The 16,652-nt window shown below is 29.0% G+C and carries 14 protein-coding genes; 13 read left to right on the top strand and 1 reads right to left on the bottom strand.

The window, feature by feature from the left end:
* Positions 1 to 2: 2 nt before the first annotated feature.
* Genes CSUB8523_RS01590 through kpsS form a run of 13 tightly spaced genes read left to right on the top strand, consistent with a single transcriptional unit; the run spans position 3 to position 14,999 of the window.
* Complete coding sequence (locus CSUB8523_RS01590) at positions 3 to 335, top strand: hypothetical protein (RefSeq protein WP_039662825.1); 333 nt, start codon at positions 3 to 5, stop codon at positions 333 to 335.
* Positions 331 to 1,065 carry a glycosyltransferase family 2 protein gene (locus tag CSUB8523_RS01595; RefSeq protein ID WP_039664756.1) on the top strand — a complete coding sequence of 245 codons (735 nt, stop codon included), beginning with the start codon at positions 331 to 333 and terminating at the stop codon, positions 1,063 to 1,065. The genes CSUB8523_RS01590 and CSUB8523_RS01595 overlap by 5 nt, the downstream gene beginning before the upstream one ends.
* Positions 1,052 to 2,179 carry a class I SAM-dependent methyltransferase gene (locus tag CSUB8523_RS01600; RefSeq protein WP_039662827.1) on the top strand — a complete coding sequence of 376 codons (1,128 nt, stop codon included), beginning with the start codon at positions 1,052 to 1,054 and terminating at the stop codon, positions 2,177 to 2,179. Before CSUB8523_RS01595 ends, CSUB8523_RS01600 begins: the two co-directional genes overlap by 14 nt.
* A complete protein-coding gene (locus CSUB8523_RS01605) occupies positions 2,173 to 4,116 on the top strand; it encodes a hypothetical protein (RefSeq protein ID WP_039662829.1) in 1,944 nt (647 codons plus the stop codon). The genes CSUB8523_RS01600 and CSUB8523_RS01605 overlap by 7 nt, the downstream gene beginning before the upstream one ends.
* Positions 4,116 to 5,960 carry a capsular polysaccharide biosynthesis protein gene (locus tag CSUB8523_RS01610; RefSeq protein ID WP_039662831.1) on the top strand — a complete coding sequence of 615 codons (1,845 nt, stop codon included), beginning with the start codon at positions 4,116 to 4,118 and terminating at the stop codon, positions 5,958 to 5,960. The genes CSUB8523_RS01605 and CSUB8523_RS01610 overlap by 1 nt, the downstream gene beginning before the upstream one ends.
* Before the next feature lie 54 nt (positions 5,961 to 6,014).
* The gene (locus CSUB8523_RS01615) at positions 6,015 to 6,782 is read left to right on the top strand and encodes a class I SAM-dependent methyltransferase (RefSeq protein WP_043019413.1); all 768 of its coding nucleotides are present in this window, start codon (positions 6,015 to 6,017) and stop codon (positions 6,780 to 6,782) included.
* A 49-nt stretch (positions 6,783 to 6,831) separates the two neighbouring features.
* On the top strand, positions 6,832 to 7,605 hold the full coding sequence (locus CSUB8523_RS01620; RefSeq protein ID WP_043019414.1) for a class I SAM-dependent methyltransferase: 774 nt from the start codon (positions 6,832 to 6,834) through the stop codon (positions 7,603 to 7,605).
* A gap of 13 nt (positions 7,606 to 7,618) precedes the next feature.
* Positions 7,619 to 9,943: a PEP-utilizing enzyme gene (locus CSUB8523_RS01625; protein WP_043019415.1), complete on the top strand. Its 2,325-nt coding sequence runs from the start codon at positions 7,619 to 7,621 to the stop codon at positions 9,941 to 9,943.
* Complete coding sequence (locus tag CSUB8523_RS01630; protein ID WP_039664757.1) at positions 9,940 to 10,539, top strand: gamma-glutamyl-CDP-amidate hydrolase; 600 nt, start codon at positions 9,940 to 9,942, stop codon at positions 10,537 to 10,539. Before CSUB8523_RS01625 ends, CSUB8523_RS01630 begins: the two co-directional genes overlap by 4 nt.
* The gene (locus CSUB8523_RS01635) at positions 10,536 to 11,297 is read left to right on the top strand and encodes a phosphoramidate cytidylyltransferase (protein WP_039662839.1); all 762 of its coding nucleotides are present in this window, start codon (positions 10,536 to 10,538) and stop codon (positions 11,295 to 11,297) included. Before CSUB8523_RS01630 ends, CSUB8523_RS01635 begins: the two co-directional genes overlap by 4 nt.
* Positions 11,294 to 11,800, top strand: coding sequence for an adenylyl-sulfate kinase (locus CSUB8523_RS01640; protein ID WP_043019416.1), 507 nt, complete (start codon positions 11,294 to 11,296; stop codon positions 11,798 to 11,800). The genes CSUB8523_RS01635 and CSUB8523_RS01640 overlap by 4 nt, the downstream gene beginning before the upstream one ends.
* On the top strand, positions 11,797 to 13,824 hold the full coding sequence (locus CSUB8523_RS01645; protein ID WP_043019417.1) for a capsular polysaccharide export protein: 2,028 nt from the start codon (positions 11,797 to 11,799) through the stop codon (positions 13,822 to 13,824). Before CSUB8523_RS01640 ends, CSUB8523_RS01645 begins: the two co-directional genes overlap by 4 nt.
* Positions 13,821 to 14,999, top strand: a complete 1,179-nt coding sequence (kpsS, locus tag CSUB8523_RS01650) for a capsule polysaccharide modification protein KpsS (protein ID WP_043019418.1) — start codon at positions 13,821 to 13,823, stop codon at positions 14,997 to 14,999. Before CSUB8523_RS01645 ends, kpsS begins: the two co-directional genes overlap by 4 nt.
* Here kpsS and CSUB8523_RS10340 read toward each other — a convergent pair.
* Positions 14,996 to 16,504, bottom strand: coding sequence for an SGNH/GDSL hydrolase family protein (locus CSUB8523_RS10340; RefSeq protein WP_043019419.1), 1,509 nt, complete (start codon positions 16,502 to 16,504; stop codon positions 14,996 to 14,998). The two genes, kpsS and CSUB8523_RS10340, sit on opposite strands and share 4 nt — an antisense overlap.
* Positions 16,505 to 16,652: the final 148 nt, after the last annotated feature.

Here is a 16,652-nt window from a genome sequence, read left to right on the forward strand (position 1 = left end):
AAATGGAAATATTTGATTTACAAAGTATGATTCGCGGTTGGTTTATTGGAAATTTTAATCCAAGTGTTATAAAAACAAATTTGATAGAAGTTGGTATAAAACGTTATAAGAAAGATGATCATGAAGATAAACATTATCATAAAATAGCCACCGAAATTACTGTAATTATTGAAGGTAAAGTGCAAATGAGTGGTAAAATATATACAAAAAATGATATTATAGTTATACATCCAAAAGAATCTACAGATTTTAAAGCTTTGGAAGATACTATTTCTGTAGTGGTAAAAATTCCAGGAGCTAATGATGATAAGTATATGGGAGAAATAAATGATTAATGTTGTCATACCTATGGCTGGTCTTGGTAGTCGTTTCGCTAAAGTCGGATTTTCAAAACCAAAACCATTTATAGATGTTTTGGGTAAACCAATGATTGTTAGAGTGCTTGAGAACTTAAGCATACCAAATGCTAATTATATTTTAATAGCTAGAAAAGAACATCTTGAAAGTGAGCAGATATTGGTCGAATATATAAGATCAAATTTTAATGTGCATTTTATAGGTATAGACAAATTAACAGAAGGCACAGTTTGTACAGTCCTTTATGCTAAGAAGATAATCGACAATGATACACCATTGCTTATAGCAAATTCTGATCAAATAGTTGACATGAATATTAATGAGTATATTAAAGACTGTGTTGACTGTAAGCTGGATGGTTCAATTTTAACTTTTATAGATAGTGAGAAAAATCCAAAATGGTCTTTTGTTAAGCTAGATTCAGATAATATTGTGGAGTATGTAAAAGAAAAAGAAGCTATTTCTGATATAGCTACTGTCGGAATTTATTTTTTTAGTAGAGGAAGTGTGTTTGTAAATTCTGCAATAAATATGATTATAGAAAACGATCGTGTTAATGGTGAATTTTATATCTGTCCTGTGTATAATTATGCAATAAAAAATAAGGCCAAAATAGGTATATACAGTATTGATTATAAACAAATGCATGGTATTGGAACCCCTGAGGATCTGCAGAAATATATAGGAGGGAAAAATGAAGCAAATTGAGAGAGGTCAATGTCCAATAACTGGTAGTGAAAATATAGAAATTTTAAGTAGTAGAAAGTTTCCTTTATCTTGCGGATGTACTACTGATACTAGTGAGAATGACTTGATTTATGAAGAAGAATTTTCAATTTGCAAAGACAGTGGAGTCTTGTTTTTAAATAAATTAATACCTCTGGATGTTTTATATAAAAATGGTCATTACGCAGGAAGTGTAGGTAAAATTTGGGAAGAGCATCATGAAGCTTTTGCGAATTTTATTTTTCAAGTAAAACCTAGAAATGTTTTGGAAATTGGTGGTGGACATGGCAAACTAGCACAAAATTTTTTAAAATTGCAAAAAGTTAATTGGACGATAGTTGAACCTGATACTAAGAATAAATTCAATAATGTAAACTATATTGATGGTTTTTTTGATAAAAGCATCTGTGAAGATAAGCAGTATGATGTTATAGTGCATTCACACACTTTTGAGCACATCTATAATCCTAATAAATTTTTAAGCGATATTTCAAATTCATTAAGTGAGAATAGGTATATGGTATTTTCTCTTCCTAATATGCAAAAGTGGCTAGAAAATAAATTTAGCAATTGTCTTTTTTTTGAGCATACTATATTTTTAAATGAAAAATTGATAGATTATTTATTGTGTAAGAATAAATTTAAGATAATTGCTAAAAAATATTTCAAAGAGCATAGTATTTTCTATCTTGTTAAAAAAGATGAAAAACAGTTGGATATCGAGTTGGTTAATGACTATAAACAAAATAAAAAGCTATTCTTGGATATGAAGGAATATTATCAAAATAAAGTTGAAAGACTAAATCAACTTACGAAAGAAACCGTCAGGGATATATATTTGTTTGGGGCTCATTTGTTTAGCCAGAATTTGATTTATAGTGGTTTAGATATTTCAAAAGTTGTGAATATATTGGATAATGATCCTAATAAACAAGAAAAAAGATTGTATGGGACATGTTTATATATTAAATCGCCGCAAATTCTAAAAAATAAAAATAATGTTTTGGTAATTTTAAATGCCGGTGTTTATAATGATGAAATTAAAGATAGTATTTTAAACGATATTAATTCTAATGTTGAGGTTATAATGTGTTGAGTTCAAAAATTACTTACAATACTATAGTAGATACGTGGGATTTTGATTATATTAAACATTTAGCAGATTGTGATGTTTGTGATGAAATATTGTCACTTTGGTATGATTTGGGTTATTATGATCAAATAGCAACTGATGAACGATATGTTCGAGATCTAGCTTTGATATTACATGTTGATTATGCTGAATTTTTACGGTATTTAAATACTTGTTTAAGCGAAAAAAAATTGGATAAGTCTTTTTTGTCATGTGAACATAAATTTTCATTTATTAGCTATATATGTAATCAAGAAGAAATTATTCGGTCGTTAGATGTAAATTCATTTGCAGAATTGTTAAATACAATTCGAAGACATGATAATAGACTACAGCAAGCTTTTTTTTTAAAAAATATGATAGATTTTTGCATTCGTAATTCAAATGATATTCTTTTTAAAAACGGAATTCATTATATTATGATGGAAATTTTATATAGGCATTTTTTAGAAAGCACTGCAGGGACTTTATATTACAATAAACTCAGTTTGCTTGTAAGAAATAAATTTTTCCAAGGTCGGTATTTTGAAACTAAGAAAAAAGTAGCTTTGTGTCTTACTGGAGTTTTAAGACCAGGATGGAGGGACTCGATCAAAGATCTAATTGACTCTTTTTCTACATTTGATATTGATGTGTTTGTGTATTCTTGGAATGAAGAGAGTTTATGGCCGGGTGTAGGTGGCAATGGAATTGGTTGGATCAGAAGATTTTTTCATCCAATCATTAAAGAATGTCCAAAAGAATTAATTTTATCAAATACTGATTTTGCTAAATTATTTCCTAAGGTTTTTGATATTCTTTCAAATGAGATTACAAGTAAAATTGAAGATAAAGATATTTTTATATTAAGTGAAAAAATAAAACGGGTTAAATTAGAATCTTATTCAAATGTGATGCAATCTATAGGAGATATAAAAAATGATTCTAAGATATATTATGGTATATATCAAGTTTTTAGGCTTTTAGAAGAATATGAAATACAAAATAATTTTAAATATGATTTTATTATTAGAGTTAGATCTGATTACAAGATTGTAAAAAATCATATTACATATGATGATCTTCATAAATTAGGGTTAAATGAAATTTATAGTGCTAGATATAATTGTGGTATAGATGGTAGTTTGGAGATTGGTAGAAGAAGCGCCATGGATACTTATATGAACACATGGCATCACATTTCGCTAAATAAAAACATCCCCTTTTTTAAAGGATGTTTTGAGAAATATCCTATGACATGTATGAGTACTTCAGGTTTTTTGTCTCATTATATTTTAAGTCAATGGATTGAATACCTTGGACTGAGAGTTGTTAGGCTTGATATCGAGTTTACACATATAAATCATCATCTTTTTGAGAATATTCAATTTCCAGATATATCTAAAGAGTTAAACGAGGATTTAAGGATGCTTAGGAATAATAATGCGCTGAACAGTTCTCAAATACAAGATATAAGTTCTTTTTTTGAAGTGATTTTTAATACATATACTATTATAAAAAATAGAGTTCATTTGAATGCAAAAATAGTTAATTCGGAGCATTCAGCCAAAGCAAGAATTCAAAACCAACTCTCATATAAACTAGGTCAAGCTATGATAGTTAATTCTAAATCTTTCCTAGGCTATATAAGAATGCCTTTTGTATTATCTTACATTAAAGATAAACACAAACAAGAACAAAAAATCTATCAAGAAAAAATAAAAAAAGACCCATCATTAGCATTACCTCCATTAGAAAGCTATCCTGATTATCAAGAAGCCTTAAAACTCAAAAACCATCTTTCTTATAAACTAGGTCAAGCTCTTATGCAAGCTAATAAAACTTGGTATGGGGGGGGGTATATCAAGTTGCTATTTGAAATTAGGAAGTTGAAGAAGAAAGCTAACCCTAAGGAACTCTAATGCTTAACCCAAATAGTGCTATAGACAGGATAAAAAATTCACTTTCTTATAGATTAGGTCTTGCTATCATAGAATGTAAAAAACAACATGGGGGGGGGTATATAACCCTACCATATAAATTATATAAGATAAAACAACAACATTTTAAAGAACAAAAACTATACAAGCAAACTATTAAAATATTTCCACAACTTGCATATCCTAAAGTAGAATCTTGCAAAGATTATAATGAAAGCATAAGATATAAGTATCATCTTTCCTATATGCTAGGAGAAGCTTTGATTTGTGCTCATAAAGCTTGGTGTAAAGGAGGATACTTTATGTTACCTTCTTTGTTAAAAGAAAAATATAAGATATATAAAAACATTCAAGATATTATCAGCATATTGCCTCAAAAATTACACTATCATTTTTACAATTCAACAATAAAAAATCATAAAATAAATATTCAAGATTTGATTGATATTTTGAAACAACATAAAGATTATAAACCCATACTAGAAAATATATTTCATAATTTTGATTTTTTTATAAAACATTTTGATCTTATTAGAATTTGGCTATCTTCGAAAGATTTTAAAGAAAAATATAAACAAGAAAATCACCCTTACCCTTCTTTGCTTGATCCTAAAAAACTAAACGATGAGAATGAAAAAATTAACTATAAAAATATTCCTGCTGAACTTGCATGGGAAATGAATTTACCTTTACCGGATAATTATAAGTTTGTGTATCCTTTATTTGGTTTGTCTGGAGGGGGTGCCTTAACTTCTTTTTTTAATAAATGTGGCTTTAGCATGAATTATGATTTTCACAGAGATTTTGAAAAAAGCTATATTGTAAATTATAATTCTTTTTTAAAAAGAAAGCAAAATATACTTTATTATACAGAGTATGGCTTAAATGTTGAAAATAGAAACAAATTTTTATCGCTACTGTATAAAAATAATATTGTTTTTTTGGTTAGAGATCCTATATCTAGATTAAAGACGGGTGTGAATCATCACACAAACAATCCTAAAAGTGACTTGAGGACATTTGATTTGGGAAGTGATTATAATAAAATCTTAAAATGTAAAACTTATGGAACTGGAGATATTAATAATCACTATGCTAGAAAGCCAAAAATCGATTATTTAAAATTGTGGTTATCAAACGATAGGTGGTTTTTATATTTATCATTTTTAGAGTCTTTAAGGCTGGCGAAATCAAATATCACCTACATTGATATGGAGGAAATTAAACCAGAAAAAGCATTTGATACAATGTGCGCTTTGGCAAATAAATTTGGATTTAGCAAGCCTACCGATGAAAGTTTTTTTAAGGGGGTGATGAATGGAGATTTGCTAGGTGTTATACCTTTTACACTTTGTGTGTATTCGATTGATTTAAATGGTAGTTGCGCAATAGGTAAAAACAACAGTATCCATCTTCAAATAACATCTACAAATTTAATTGAATTCTATGGGAAATCCAAAGAATATATCAACATTGTAAGTGATTTTTTTGATAAGCCTTTAAAATATGACAATTTAGGTATTTTTATAAAACCACAAGACTATGAGCAGTTAAAGCAGAGCGGTGAACTGATGCAAGCCACAAAAAAATATTTGGCAAATTTTATAAAGGCATTGGAAGAAAGAATAGAGATTGAAAAATCTAAATTATTTAAAGAAGATGATGTGTTAAAATATTTAAAAGAAAACAAAGAGCTAAGGATTAGACTGAAAGAATTACTTGATAAAGAACTTGCTCACATTAAGCAATACAGGCCAGATATAGTTGCCTCTTGGAAATACTATCAAGAATTTGAAAAAATGTGTAAAGAATTGGATGGTAATTAATAGCAAAGAAAGATAAAAAAGATATAATTATAAAATAATTTTCAAAGGAGTTTCATGAAACAAGGTGATTTTAGCGAAGTTGCAAAACATTATCACAATAGACCAGCATACTCAAGCATGCTTATAGAAAAGTTAATCAAATGTGTAAATGAGCAAAATAAGAACACGTTAAAAGTTGTAGAAGTAGGTGCAGGCACAGGAAAGCTTACTAAAATGCTTGCTGATGAGTTTGACCTTTATATAGACGCAGTTGAGCCAAATGATAATATGCGTGAAGAGGGTGTTAAATTTACTCAAAATTTGCAAAATATTATTTGGCATAAAGGTAGTGGAGAAGAAACTACTATGCCTAGTAACTATGCTGATTGGGTAATCATGGCTAGTTCTTTTCATTGGACAGATCCTAAAAAATCTTTACCTGAATTTGCAAGAGTACTTACGGGGGGGGGGTATTTCACTGCCATATGGAATCCACGCCATATAGCTAAAGGTTCTGTGTTTCATGAAATTGAAGAGGAAATTAAACATATTGTACCAGAGCTTACTCGTGTAAGTAGTGGGGTGCAAAATGTTAAAAACTGGGAAGAAATCTTGGTAAGTACCGGAGATTTCAGAGACTGCTTTTTTATGGAGTGTGATTATAAAGAGCTTTGGAGTAAAGAACGTTATCTTGGAGCTTGGCATTCTGTAAATGATATTCAAGCGCAAGCTGGAAAAGCTAGGTGGGAAGAAATTTTAAAAATGATAGAAAATAAAATTTCATCCATGGATATGATTGAAATTCCTTATAAAATCCGTGCATGGACGGTGCGTAAGGCATAAAAAAATCCTTTAGCTTTTTTAGCTTTGCTATTAAAGTTAAAGGAAAAAAATGAAAAAAATAGTAGAACAAGTTTGGGATTATACTAAGCATGCAAAATTTTACTCATATAGACCAAATTATGCACCATTTAGTATAGATATGCTAGTAGAACTTGCTAAAAGAACTAGTCAAAGCTCAAAGATAAAAGTTGCAGATATTGGAGCAGGTACTGGGAATTTAAGCATTATGCTTTTAGAGAGAGCTTGTAAAGTAGTAGCGGTTGAGCCAAATGATGCAATGCGTGAAATTGGTATAGAAAGAACTCAAGAACAAGATATAGAATGGGTAAGAGCTACTGGTGTTGATTCTACTTTAAAAGATGGAGAATTTGACTGGGTAAGTTTTGGTAGTAGTTTTAATGTAATGGATAGATCGATGGCGTTAAAAGAAAGTCATAGATTACTTAAAAAAGGGTGTTATTTTACTTGCATGTGGAATCATAGAGATCTAAATGATCCATATCAAAAAATAGCAGAGGATATTATCGTTAGTTTTGTTCCAAATTATACAAGAGGTACAAGAAGAGAAGATCAGCGTCCTATTATAGAAGCACATAAAGAGCTTTTTGATAATATTATTTATCTAGAAGAAGATTTTTATTTTCATCAAAGTGTAGATAATTACATTAATGCTTGGAAAAGTGTAAAAAATCCTTATTGGGATCTTGAAACAAAAGAAGGCAATGAGTTATTTGAAAAAATCACTGATAAGTTAAAGCGAGAATTACCAGGTGAATTTGATATCAAATATACAACGAGAGCTTGGAGCGCAAAAAAAATATAAAAAGAGTAGTATTATGGAAAGATTAGTTTTTCAAACAAAAGCAAGAAATTTGCAAAATTTAAAATATAAACTCAAGAGTGCAAAAGTTTTAGATGTGGTTATTACTTCTTTGAAAGAAATCACTCAAGATAAGGAAAATATATTTAAAAAAATTAGCAATTTAAACGCAAAAAAACTAATCATCCGTAGCTCTTCTAGTAGCGAAGATAGCTTAAAAAGCTCCAATGCTGGAGCTTTTTTAAGTTTAGCTAATATAGACATTAGCGACAAAAATCAACTTTTTGAGGCTTTGGATAAAGTAGGTCATTCTATGCCTAGTGAGAATGATGAAATTTTAATCCAACCTATGCTTTTAGATATTCAAAAATGTGGCGTTGCTTTTAGTGTAGATAAAGATAATTTTGCTCCATATTTTTGCATAGAATATGATGATAATGGATCAAATAGTTCTATTACAGATGGTAGTGCTAAAAATGCTAAAACGTATTTTCACTACCGTGAAAATGAAGATGTAAAAGATCTGTATATGCAAAAAGTTATCTTGTTGGTAAAGGAACTTGAAAATTTATATGGATGTAATTTTTTAGATGTGGAATTTGCTTTTAATAAACAAGGTGAGCTTTTTTGCTTACAAGTAAGACCTTTAATAATGCAAGCAAAAATTAATCTTTTTAACAACCTACCCAAGCAAGCTTTACATAGACTTTATAAAAGATTTTTATCTTTACAAGAGCCAAGATCTAGGGTGCTTGGAGACAAAGCTATTTTTGGTGTAATGCCTGATTGGAATCCAGCAGAAATTATAGGACTTAGACCAAAAAGATTAGCTTTTAGTCTTTATAAAGAGATTATTACGGATAATATTTGGGCTTATCAAAGAGATAATTATGGCTATAGAGATTTAAGATCGCATCCGTTAATCCACTCTTTTTTGGGTATTCCTTATGTAGATGTGAGACTTTCTTTTAATTCTTTTATACCAAAAACACTTGATGAGGGTATTGCTAAAAAATTAGTTAATTATTATTTAGATAAGTTATATAAAAATCACAAATTGCACGATAAAGTAGAGTTTGATGTAGTATTTTCTTGTTATGATTTTCATGTGGTAAAGAAATTAGAGTATTTGTTGGATTATGGTTTTAATAAAAATGAAATCAAACGCATTGAATTTTCTTTATTAAATCTTACTAATTCTATTATTGATATTAAAAATGGTTTGTGTTTAAAAGATATAGAAAAATCAAAACAAATGATTTTGCATTATGAAAATATTATGTATTCGGATTTTTCATTATTAGATAGAATTTATTGGCTTTTAGAAGAGTGTAAAAGATATGGAACATTGCCATTTGCTGGTGTTGCAAGAGCTGCGTTTGTGGCCATGACTATGCTTAATTCTTTGGTGGAAATTGGATTTTTTAGCAAAGAAGAAAAAAATGAATTTTTAAATTCTCTTCATACTGTTAGTAAAACTTTGAGTAATGAATTGGCAAATTTAAATGAAAATAACAAACAAGATTTTCTAAAACAATTTGGTCATTTAAGAGCAGGAACTTATAATATTTTATCTCCAAGGTATGATGAAGATTTTGATGGGTATTTTGACCTAAAGCAAAAAGGCAAAATCCAAAAAGAAAAAGAATTTGAAATTAGCGATATGAAGTTGCAAAAACTTGATCAAATTCTAAAAGAACATGGAATTGAAATTTGTGCGAAAGAATTTTTTGACTTTTTGAAAATAGCTATAGAAGGTCGTGAATTTATTAAATTTGAATTTACCAAGCTCTTATCTAAAGCCATATCGTTAATAGAAGATCTTGGAAATTACTATGAAATTTCTAAAGAAGATATGGCCCATTTAGATGTTAAAAGTGTTTTAAATTTATACTCTAGCGTGTATTCAAAAAACCCAAAAGAAAAATTTCTAAGTGAGATCAATGAAAACAAGCAAGAGTATGAATTAAGTTTGGCTATAAAGCTGCCTGCTTTGCTAACTGATGCGGATCAGGTATTTGGATTTTTTGCAAATTGTATTCATCCAAATTTTATTACCCAAAAAAGTATTAGTGCTAATATTGCTTTAGAGAAAGATCAGGATTTAAAAGGCAAAGTAGTATTAATCTATGCAGCTGATCCTGGATATGATTATTTATTTACAAAGGATATTGCAGGTTTTATTACTTGTTATGGTGGTGCAAATTCGCATATGGCTATTAGAGCTTCTGAACTTGCCATGCCTGCTGTTATTGGGGTAGGTGAAGAAAACTTTAAAAAATATCTTCAAGCAAAAAAAATTAAGATTGATTGTCAAAGTGAGCAGATATTTTGTCTATGAAATTTATAGCTATTAGCCAAAGAATTTTAGAAAATCAGGATTATCATGAGCTAAGAGAGTGCTTAGCGCTTGATTGGGGATTTTTTTTTAAAAACGAATTAAGTGGTTTTTTGCCACTTCCGTTAAGTTATGAGATTGATTTTAAAAACTATATCCCTTATGTTAGTGCAGTGATTTTAAGCGGGGGTAATGATTTAAATTCTTGCAAATCTTCTTTTGTCAATCAAAAAAGAGACGAATATGAGAAAAACATTATCAAGTATTGTGTGCAAGATAATATTCCTTTGCTTGGGATTTGTAAAGGAGCGCAGGTGATTGCTTCTTATTTTAATTCTACCATTTGTCCTTGTAAAGGACATGTTGGAAATCACGAAATATATTTAAACGATCAAAGAATTAATATCAATTCATATCATAATTTTGCTATTAAAACGTTGGGTAATGAGCTTGAGGTATTAGCAAGTGCAAAAGATGGAACAATAGAGGCTTTTAAGCATAAAAAATTTAGTATTTATGGTTTAATGTGGCATATTGAAAGAGAAAATGGTATGAGTGAAAAAAGTATTTTTAATGTGTGGTTAAAGGATGTAAAATGAGAGCTATAATCTTAGCAGCGGGTTTTGGTTCTAGGCTGATGCCCTTGACAAAAGATAATCCAAAGTGTATGGTTGAATATAAAAATAAAAAAATAATAGATTATGAAATTCAAGCTTTAAAAGAAAATAATATTCATGAGATATGTGTGGTTGGTGGATATTTATTCGATGTTTTAAAAGATTATGTGAGTGAAAAATATAATTTAGGAATATTTTATAAAAACAAAAATTATGATAAAACTAATATGGTTCAAACTTTATTTTGTGCTAGAGATTTTTTGCAAAAGTGTATTGAAGATAAGCAAGACTTGATTGTTTCTTATGCTGATATAGTTTATTTTAAAGATAGTATTGAAAAACTTAAACAATCAAAAGATGATTTTGCTGTTATTGTGGATAAATCATGGAAAGAGCTATGGACAAAAAGATTTGAAAATCCACTTGATGATGCTGAAACTTTAAAACTAAAAGATGGCTTTATTACAGAACTCGGTAAGCAAACAAAAAGTTATGATGAAATTCAAGGTCAATATATAGGTTTGTTTAAATTTTCATATCAATTTTTAAAAGAAGTTTTAAAAACTTATGATGAACTTGACAAAACTCAGTTTTATGATGGGAAAAATTTTCAAAATATGTACATGACAAGCTTTTTGCAGATTTTAATCGATAAGTATAAAAATGCAAAAGCTATCGAAATTAATGGAAATTGGTGTGAGATTGATTTTATGAGTGATTTAAAAGTGGAGATTAAATGAAAAAACCATATGTTATTTGGCTTACAGGCTTAGCAGGTAGTGGAAAGAGTACCATAGGTAGGGCTTTGTATGAAAAGTTAAAAAGGGAATGTAAAAATACTATTTATCTTGATGGAGATGAGTTAAGAGAACTGCTAGGATATTATGATTACGACAAGCAAGGTCGTATAGATGTGGCGTTAAAAAGATCCCAATTTGCTAAATTCTTAAATGATCAGGGTATGATAGTAGTTGTGACAACTATATCTATGTTTGATGAAATTTATAAATACAATAGAGAAAATTTAAAAAATTATTTTGAAATTTATATTAAGTGTCCAATGGAAGAATTAATTGCAAGAGACCAAAAAGAGCTTTATACAAAAGCTTTAAATAATGAAATTAAAAATGTTGTAGGTGTTGATATAAAATATGATGAGCCAAATGCGCATTTTGTACTAGATAATTCAATGCAAGAGAATTTAGATGAAAAAGTTGAAATGATTATAAAACAACTGTCATGAGACTATATACCACATCAAAAAAACTAAAAGAAAATGTTAAAAATTTTTACAAAATAACTTTATATCGTATTTACAAAAACATCACAAAAGAAGATGTTTTTGTAGGTTGGGGTAGAAAAAAATCGGGATTGAGGGCTATAGAATTAGCCAAAAAATATAATGCAAAATTTTTGCTTTTAGAGGATGGCTTTTTACGCTCATTAAATTTAGGTGTAGAAAATAGCCCGAGTTTTTCTATCGTCAAAGATAATGTGGGAATTTACTACGATGCGATGGTGTCATCTAAGCTTGAAAATATTTTAAATACTTATGAGTTTAGTGCTGAAGAGCTAGAGCAAGCAAAAAAGGCCATAGAGCTTATAAAAAAAGAAAAACTTAGCAAGTATAATAATAACCTTTGTATATCAAAAGAATTTTTTAGTGCTAATGAAGAACGTGTATTGATCATCACTCAAGTAGCAAATGATGCTTCGTTAAAATTTGGCTTAGCTAATAGTTTTTCAACTCAAGATATGATAAATGATGCCACCAAAGAAAATCCAAATGCTAAAGTATATATTAAAATTCACCCTGATGTGCTTAGTGGTAAAAAACAAAGTGATTTTAATGCACAAGATTTACCAAGTAAATGTGTTGTTATAAAAGAAAATTATAATCCCATAGAATTACTAAGTCATTTTAAAAAAGTCTATACTAAAACTTCTGGCATGGGCTTTGAAGCTTTGATGTTGGGATGCGAATGTGTGTGTTATGGTATGCCATTTTATGCAGGTTGGGGATTAACCCAAGATAAATTAGAATGTAAAAGACGAGTTAAAAAAAGAACTTTAGAAGAAATCTTTTATGCTGCTTATATTTTATATAGTGAGTATTTTAATCCTTGTTTAAATCAAAAAAGCGACATCTTTGATACTATTCATACTCTAGCAAAATATAAAAAGATAGAACAAGCTAATTCCAACACTTTGTATTTTTTAGGTTTTTCTAAATGGAAAAGAGAATTTACAAGACCATTTTTTAAAGCTAAAAATAATAAAATCATTTTTTTAAATTCACTTGATGGGCTTTATAAAGCGAATTTAAATCCTGATGATAAAATTTTCATTTGGGGTAAAAAATATGATAAATCTTTACTAGCCAAAGATTTTAAAAATACAATTTTTCTAGTAGAAGATGGCTTTTTACGCTCTGTTTTTTTAGGTTCAGATCTTACACGCCCTTTTTCTTTGATAATAGATTGCAAAGGCTTGTATGTTGATCCAAACAAGCCAAGTGATTTAGAAGATATTTTGCAAAATCATGAATTTGATGAGAGTTTAAAACAAAGAGCTAAAAAACTCATCACTATCATCACGCAAAATAAATTTTCAAAGTATAATGGCTTAAAGCATGAAAAATTAAATTTTAATATCGATAAAAAAATCATTTTAATCCCTGCTCAAGTAGAAGATGATGCTTCTATGATCTTAGGTGGAGCGGGCTTTGATACTTTAAAACTTTTACAGAGTGTAAGAAAGGCCAATGAAAATGCTTTTATAGTGTTTAAACCACATCCTGATGTTTTAAGCGGTAACCGTAAAGGCTTAAAAGATAAAAGCATTATTTTAAAATACTGTGATGAAATTATAGAAAATGTCAGTATAGATAGCGCTATCAATGCATGCGATGAAGTACATACCATCACTTCTACAAGTGGTTTTGATGCTCTTTTGCGTGGTAAAAAAGTAGTAGTGTATGGTAAGCCTTTTTATGCGGGTTGGGGTTTGACAAATGATTTACATGAAATTTCAAGACGCACAAGAGTGCTTAGTTTAGAAGAGTTAGTTGCGGGAGTTTTGATCCTTTATCCAAGATATATCCATCCAAAAAATAAAAATTTATGTGAAGTTGAGCTTGCTTTAGATATAATGTTAAAAATGCAAAAAGATTATTTTTCTAAATTTTATTTGCGTTGGTTTGTGAATATAAGAATTTATACATTAAGAAAAATAAGAAGAATCATAGAATTTATTTTAGGTCGATGAATTTAAGTAAGAAGTTAAAAAAATTTTCCGGCAAAAATGTTTTGTTGCTCCAGGGTCCTGTGGGGGGATTTTTCCGTAAAATTGCTACAAGAATTCCGCAAGCTAAAGTATACAAAGTAAATTTTAATGGCGGAGATTTTTTCTTTTATCCTTTTAAAAGTATTAATTATGCTAAAAGCTTAGCCGAGCTTGAAGACTTTTATAAAAAGCTTTTTGAAGAAAAACAAATTCAAGTTATCATTATGTATAATGATTGTAGAAAAGTACATGAAATCGCCATTAATGTAGCTAAGCAAATGGGTATTGAAGTGTGGATTTTTGAAGAAGGTTATATAAGACCAAACTTCATTACTTTTGAAAAAGATGGAGTGAATGCAAACTCCGCTTTACCAAGAGAAAAAGAATTTTATCTAAGTCAGAAAAAATTTGATAAAGAGCATAAATTTATAACTTTTTCAAGCACATTTAAAAATATGGCCTTTGCTTCGTTTTTATATTGGCTTTTTGCTTTTTTACTTTCTTGGCGTTTTAATAACTCCTTGCACCATAGAAGTTTAAAATTATTTGACTTTTTGCCTTGGTTTTGTTCAGTATATAGAAAAAATAAATACAAAATCAGCGAAAAAAAACTCAATGAAAAAATTCTTTCTTTAGAACAAAAGTATTTTTTAGCTATTTTACAAGTGCACAATGATACTCAACTATCTCATCACTATAAAAAAACTACAGAAAAATTTATAGAAGAGGTGATTATCTCTTTTGCTAATCATGCTAAAGCAAAGTCTTATCTAGTTTTTAAGCATCATCCTATGGACCGTGGCTATAGGGATTATACTAAGCTTATAGAAGATTTGAGTTTAAAATATAATGTCGAGGGTAGAATTTTATATGTGCATGATTTGCATTTACCTACACTTTTGATCAATGCAAGAGGTACTATAGTCATAAATAGCACAGTAGGACTTTCTGCCTTATATCACAACAGCCCTTTAAAGGTTATGGGAAAAGCTTTTTATGATATAGAAGGCTTAACGTATCAAAAAAGCTTGCATACTTTTTGGAAAGAGTGTAGAGCTTATAAGCCTGATGCGGTTTTGCATGCTAAATTTAGAAATTATGTGATATATAAAACCCAAGTCAATGGAAATTTCTTCAAAAATGCTAGCTTGGATTAAAATTTCTTTTTATAATTTTGTGCAATTTTTTTCAGTTTAAAGGGTAGAGTGAGATAGCCTAACTTAAAAGGAGTTCTTGAAGCTTGTAAAAGTGCATTACCTAAAAGATAAGGCAAATGTGTTTTGGCTATTTGAGCGTGTTTATAGTCTGCGTAGGATTTAAGTGGTGGTAGGTTTTTAACATCTTTTTGCTGCTTAAAGTGGGCTTTTCTAACTCTCCTTAACTCAAAAGGGATTTTGAAGTATCCTAGATAGCTTTTGCTATTTTTCATGATCACCTCCCCAAGTTTATAGCTTAATCTTTCTTTGATTCTTAAGCTTGCTCCATAAAGCTGGTTATTTTGATGGATAAATGCTTCGTATTCTTTTTGTAAATTTTTATGATTTAAAAAACGCAAAAGATTATGGTTTTGGCTTTGTAAAAATGTTTGCGTATCAAGCTTGGTTAGCTCATGATATTCTAGTGCTAATTCTTTATAAAAAACTATAGGTGGGATTAAAAACTCATGAGTATTGGTAAGATGATTTTTAAAGTCAAGCTTTTTGCATTCATCATTTTTAAGTAGTAAAATTCCTATCAAATCTATATAATCAAGCCTAGGCGTTTTTTCATTTGCCATGCTTAAGCCTGAGCTTTCTTCGCTTTGTTTAATTACTTGAGTATTGATGTATAAAGAAGTTTGATCATTACAAAATGCATTTTCATTTTGTATATCTTGAAAAGTATTGATAAGTCCAAAATTTTTTACTAGCTTAAAGAAAGAATTTTCAATACTTATAGATGATATGGTGTGGCTTGCAAGATCGGCCTGATTCCAAGTGTGAATACCTAAAATTTGATAACCACAAAGATTTTTTGGGAAAATGATTTTTTCTTTAGCTTTGATTCTTGTAACTTTTTCATGAAAAAATGAATTTTTATGTTCTAGTGTGTCAAAGTTTGATGGTTTAAAGATATAAAATTGGTTATTAGAATAGGAAATATTTGCTTTAGAACTTTTGAAATTGTTTAAATTTTTGATAATGTTTTTTCCAAGTTCTTGCATAGCCAGTGGCATAGGGTGAAATTTATAGTTTTGATCAAAATCATACAAGTGATTTTTTTGGTAGTAAAGATCTACATCGATTAGATTAAAACCATAGTAAGCACAATTTTTCCGGTGTGCTTCATTGATAGCTTTTGATTTATCATTGCAAGCTGATATGGGGAGTATAAGTACTATGGTGGTTTTGTTGGCTTTGTAAAGTTCCTCGTAAAAATAATCAATATTGCGAAGAATGATTTTTAAACCCACAGGGCTTAAATAATCATTAATGTTAGATTCACTGATAATGTAATCACTTTTGAGTATATTATCTTTATGGCGTATTAGTTCATAAAGATTTTGCAAAGAAGTGCTAAGTCCTAAGGCGTAATTGTGTAAGGTAATATTTTCATTTTCAAGACCTATTCTAAGACCATTTTTAACTACGCTATTGCTACCACCAAGTAAGATTACATTCATTTAAAACTTTCTATGCTTAAGAAATTTTTATTTATTTTATAAAATGTTTTTTAATGAGTAATTTCAGAGTAAAAATACCTTATTATCCCTTGTATTTCAGCATTTGACAAAGATGTTAACTTTAGCTATATTTTTAAATTCATTTTCA

Origin of the sequence: Campylobacter subantarcticus LMG 24377 (genome assembly GCF_000816305.1) — a bacterium.
Lineage (GTDB): Bacteria > Campylobacterota > Campylobacteria > Campylobacterales > Campylobacteraceae > Campylobacter_D > Campylobacter_D subantarcticus.

Coding starts and splice junctions, on each gene's coding strand:
- CSUB8523_RS01620 (WP_043019414.1), top strand. CDS start 6,832: ATGAAAAAAATAGTAGAACAAGTTTGGGATTATACTAAGCATGCAAAA.
- CSUB8523_RS01630 (WP_039664757.1), top strand. CDS start 9,940: ATGAAATTTATAGCTATTAGCCAAAGAATTTTAGAAAATCAGGATTAT.
- CSUB8523_RS01615 (WP_043019413.1), top strand. CDS start 6,015: ATGAAACAAGGTGATTTTAGCGAAGTTGCAAAACATTATCACAATAGA.
- CSUB8523_RS01645 (WP_043019417.1), top strand. CDS start 11,797: ATGAGACTATATACCACATCAAAAAAACTAAAAGAAAATGTTAAAAAT.
- CSUB8523_RS01635 (WP_039662839.1), top strand. CDS start 10,536: ATGAGAGCTATAATCTTAGCAGCGGGTTTTGGTTCTAGGCTGATGCCC.
- CSUB8523_RS01625 (WP_043019415.1), top strand. CDS start 7,619: ATGGAAAGATTAGTTTTTCAAACAAAAGCAAGAAATTTGCAAAATTTA.
- CSUB8523_RS10340 (WP_043019419.1), bottom strand. CDS start 16,504: ATGAATGTAATCTTACTTGGTGGTAGCAATAGCGTAGTTAAAAATGGT.
- CSUB8523_RS01590 (WP_039662825.1), top strand. CDS start 3: ATGGAAATATTTGATTTACAAAGTATGATTCGCGGTTGGTTTATTGGA.
- CSUB8523_RS01610 (WP_039662831.1), top strand. CDS start 4,116: ATGCTTAACCCAAATAGTGCTATAGACAGGATAAAAAATTCACTTTCT.
- CSUB8523_RS01640 (WP_043019416.1), top strand. CDS start 11,294: ATGAAAAAACCATATGTTATTTGGCTTACAGGCTTAGCAGGTAGTGGA.
- kpsS (WP_043019418.1), top strand. CDS start 13,821: ATGAATTTAAGTAAGAAGTTAAAAAAATTTTCCGGCAAAAATGTTTTG.
- CSUB8523_RS01600 (WP_039662827.1), top strand. CDS start 1,052: ATGAAGCAAATTGAGAGAGGTCAATGTCCAATAACTGGTAGTGAAAAT.